The 3,877-nt window shown below is 75.3% G+C and carries 4 protein-coding genes; 1 reads left to right on the top strand and 3 read right to left on the bottom strand.

The window, feature by feature from the left end; all coding sequences use genetic code 11:
* The first annotated feature begins 76 nt into the window (after positions 1 to 76).
* Positions 77 to 2,440 (top strand): phosphoketolase family protein, encoded by a 2,364-nt coding sequence (locus ABEB16_RS20170; protein ID WP_345713984.1) that lies wholly within the window; start codon positions 77 to 79, stop codon positions 2,438 to 2,440.
* A gap of 59 nt (positions 2,441 to 2,499) precedes the next feature.
* On the opposite strand, the gene ABEB16_RS20165 is transcribed toward ABEB16_RS20170, so the two are convergent.
* From ABEB16_RS20165 to ABEB16_RS20155, 3 genes are all read right to left on the bottom strand, one after another.
* Positions 2,500 to 3,279, bottom strand: coding sequence for a CHAP domain-containing protein (locus ABEB16_RS20165; protein ID WP_345713983.1), 780 nt, complete (start codon positions 3,277 to 3,279; stop codon positions 2,500 to 2,502).
* On the bottom strand, positions 3,276 to 3,422 hold the full coding sequence (locus ABEB16_RS20160; protein ID WP_345713982.1) for a hypothetical protein: 147 nt from the start codon (positions 3,420 to 3,422) through the stop codon (positions 3,276 to 3,278). Before ABEB16_RS20160 ends, ABEB16_RS20165 begins: the two co-directional genes overlap by 4 nt.
* Positions 3,423 to 3,515: 93 nt before the next feature.
* Positions 3,516 to 3,877, bottom strand: a 362-nt coding sequence (locus tag ABEB16_RS20155) for a GGDEF domain-containing protein (RefSeq protein ID WP_345713981.1), incomplete at its 5' end; no start/stop codon positions are given.

The following is a 3,877-nucleotide window of genomic DNA, read 5'->3' as shown; positions in this document are numbered from 1 at the left end:
ACCCGCGCCCCGGAGGGATCCGCACGTGACCGCTGACGTCAGCACCCCCGTCCACGCCCCCGACGCCCCGGCCGACCTGACCGGGGACGAGCTCGCCGCCCTCGACGCCTGGTGGCGGGCCTGCAACTACCTCACCGTCGGGCAGATCTACCTGCAGGCCAACCCGCTGCTGCGCGAGCCGCTGCGCCCGGAGCACGTCAAGCCCAGGCTGCTGGGCCACTGGGGCACCAGCCCCGGGCTGTCGTTCGTCTACGCGCACCTGTCGCGGCTGATCCGGCACACCGGCCAGCGGGCGGTCTACCTGGCCGGCCCGGGCCACGGCGGCCCAGCCCTCGTGGCGGCCGGGTACCTGGAGGGCACCTACTCCGAGGTGTACCCGGACGTGGCGCAGGACGCCGCCGGGCTCACCCGCCTGTTCCGGCAGTTCTCCAGCCCCGGCGGCATCCCCAGCCACGTCTCCGTCACCACGCCGGGCTCGATCCACGAGGGCGGTGAGCTGGGTTACGTCCTCGTCCACGCCTTCGGCGCCGTGATGGACAACCCCGACCTGCTGGCCCTGGCGGTGGTGGGCGACGGGGAGGCCGAGACGGGACCGCTGGAGGGTTCCTGGAAGGGCATCTCCTTCCTGGACCCGGCCCGCGACGGCGCGGTGCTGCCCGTGCTGCACCTCAACGGCGCGAAGATCTCCGGTCCCACCGTGCTGGCGCGCAAGGACCCCGCCGAGGTGCGCTCGCTGCTGGAGGGTCACGGCTACGAGGTGCTGGAGGTCGGCGGCGACGACCTGCCCGGCATGCACCACCGCTTCGCGCGGGTCCTCGCCCGGGCGCACGCGTCGATCCGCGGCATCCAGCAGCGCGCCCGCGCAGGGGAGGACACCGGCGCGCGCCCGCGCTGGCCGCTGATCGTGCTGCGCACCCCCAAGGGCTGGACCGGGCCCGACGTGGTGGACGGGGTGCAGGTGTCGGGCACGTTCCGCGCCCACCAGGTGCCGCTGTCCGGCGTCAAGGGCGACCCGGAACACCTGCGGCTGCTGGAGGGCTGGATGCGCTCCTACGCGCCGCAGGAGCTGTTCGACGGGGCCGGCGCGCCCGTGGAGCTGGTGCGGCGGGCGAACCCGGCGGGCGAGCTGCGGATGAGCGCCTCCCCGCACGCCAACGGCGGCCTGCTCACCGAGCCGCTGCGGCTGCGCGACTTCCGGGAGTACGCCGTCGACGTGCCCCGCCCGGCGGCGGTGCGGGTGGAGTCCACCCGCCGACTCGGGGAGCTGCTGCGCGACGTCTACCGCGACAACCCCCGCACGTTCCGGCTGTTCAGCCCCGACGAGACGAACTCCAACCGCCTCGGCGCGGTGTTCGAGGTCTCCGACCGGGCCTTCGCGGAGCGGGTGGAGCCCGGGGACGTGTCCCTCGGCCGCGGCGGTCGGGTCGTGGAGGTGCTCAGCGAGCACAACTGCCACGGCTGGCTGGAGGGCTACACCCTCACCGGCCGGCACGGGCTGTTCGCCACCTACGAGGCGTTCGCGATGGTCAGCGCCTCCCAGACGGTGCAGCACGCCAAGTGGCTGGAGGAGGGCGGGAAGCTGCCCTGGCGGGCGCCCGTGCCGAGCCTCAACATCCTGCTGACGTCGACGGCGTGGCGCAACGACCACAACGGTTTCTCCCACCAGGGGCCCGGGCTCATCCAGGTGGCGATCACCCAGCGCCCGGAGGTGTCCAGGGTGTACCTGCCGCCGGACGCGAACTGCCTGCTGTCGGTGGCCGACCACTGCCTGCGCTCGCGGAACCAGGTGAACCTCGTCGTCATCGACAAGCAGCCGCAGCTGCAGTGGCTGACGATCGACCAGGCCGTGGAGCACTGCACCCGCGGGGCGGGGATCTGGGGGTGGGCCGGCACCGACGACGGCAGCGCCGACCCCGACGTCGTGCTCGCCTGCGCCGGCGACGTCGTGACGATGGAGACCGTCGCGGCGGCGTCCATCCTGCGCGAGCGGCTGCCGGCGCTGCGCACCCGCGTCGTGAACGTCGTCGACCTCATGGCGCTGCCGCGGCCGAAGGACCACCCGCACGGCGTGGACGAGACCCGGTTCCGGGAGCTGTTCACCGACGCCGTCGACGTGGTGTTCGCCTTCCACGGGTTCCCCGGCGCGATCCACCAGCTCGTGCACGGCCGCCCCGACGCCGACCGGTTCCACGTGCGGGGGTTCATCGAGGAGGGCACCACCACCACGCCGTTCGACATGACGGTGCGCAACCGCGCCTCCCGCTACCACCTGGTGATCGACGCGCTGAACAACGCCCGGCGGCTGCCGCCCGGGGCGAGCGACCTCGAGGAGTGGTGCGAGGCGCAGCTGGTGCGGCACGAGCGCTACGTCGTGGAACACCTGCAGGACATGCCGGAGGTGCGGGACTGGTCCCTGGGGGACTGGGCGCAGACGTCCTGACCCCGCAGCACCCGGTGGTCCCGGGAGCGGCCTCGCGCCGCTCCCGGGACCGCCGCGGTTCAGCCGGCCGGCACGGGGACCCGCGCGAAGGGCGCCGCGCGCTCGTTGAGGGCGTGCTGCAGCGCCCGGGTGGTGAGAGGCCCCCAGTCGCCGTCCACCCCGACGCCCAGCGCCTGCTGCAGGGCCCGGGTGGTCACCGGGCCGATCTCGCCGTCGGCGGGCACCCCGAGGAGTTCCTGCAGGGCGCGGGTCGTGACCGGCCCCAGCTCCCCGTCCACCCCGACGCCCAGGGCCCGCTGCAGGGCGCGCACCGTCTGCGGGCCCAGCTGCCCGTCCTCGGCGACGCGGCCCTCGTCGGCCCCGGCGAGCACCGTCGCCGGGCCGCCGCCGCCCGCGTAGGCGGGCCGCCCGTACCCGGCGATGTGGGCGCGGCGCACGTGCCGCATGACGCGACCGCCGGTGCGCCCGCCCGCCGCGTCGGTGTTCCCCTCGATGGTCACCACGGACCCGTCGGGACGCACCGACTCCACGAACGCCACGTGCGCGATCCGGCCCATCCCCGGCCAGCGGAAGTACACGACGTCACCGGCGCGGGGCGCGTCGACGAACGCACCGCGCGCCCGGAACCACTCGGCGCCGGCCGGGGTGTAGGCGTGCCGGGGGATGATGTCGGCCGCCCCCGCCCGCGCGGCGCACCAGGAGACGAACATCGCGCACCAGGGCTGGCCGTCCATCCCGTACCACGCGCCGTAGCGGGTGCGGTTGGAACCGGGCGGGTCCTCGGCGTAGCCCAGCTCACCGCGGGCGACGTCCAGGACGGCCAGGGCGGTGGCGGTCACGGCCCGCTCACCTCCCCCAGGTGCGGCAGCTGGTCGACGTCCTGCACGCCGTCCTGCGGGCGGGGGCGGTTGTCGCTGGCGATCGGCGCCGGCTCGGTGCCGTCCACCACCTCGGCCGTCGCCGCCGTCGTTCCTGTGCTCACGGGAACCTCCTCGTTCCTCACCGGTCGGGCGGCCGGACGTGGCCACCCGGCGGGGAGAGGAACCACCGCGAGCCGCAGATACGGCCGCAGGCGTCAGCGCAGCGCGGGCGCCCGCGGGCCGCTGACGCCCTCCACCACGACCACCCGGTCGCGGCCGCCGCGCTTGGCGGAGTACAGCGCCACGTCGGCCCGCGCGACGAGCCCGGCGACCGGCTCCAGGCGGTCCCACCCCGCCACCCCCGCGGAGAACGTCTGCCCCGCAGGGGTGAGCGGGCGCAGCGACTCCAGCAGCCGCCCGGCCTCGCCGGCGGCCGGGCCCACCACGACGAGCAGGAACTCCTCCCCGCCGTAGCGGGCCAGCACCGCACCGGAACCCCGCAGCCCCTGCCGCCACGCCGCGGCCGCGCCCTGCAGCAGCTTGTCGCCGGCCTGGTGGCCGAAGGTGTCGTTGAAGA

It is taken from the genome of Kineococcus glutinatus (assembly GCF_039542765.1).
GTDB lineage: Bacteria > Actinomycetota > Actinomycetes > Actinomycetales > Kineococcaceae > Kineococcus_A > Kineococcus_A glutinatus.
This window is presented reverse-complemented; position numbering and strand designations above follow the sequence as displayed.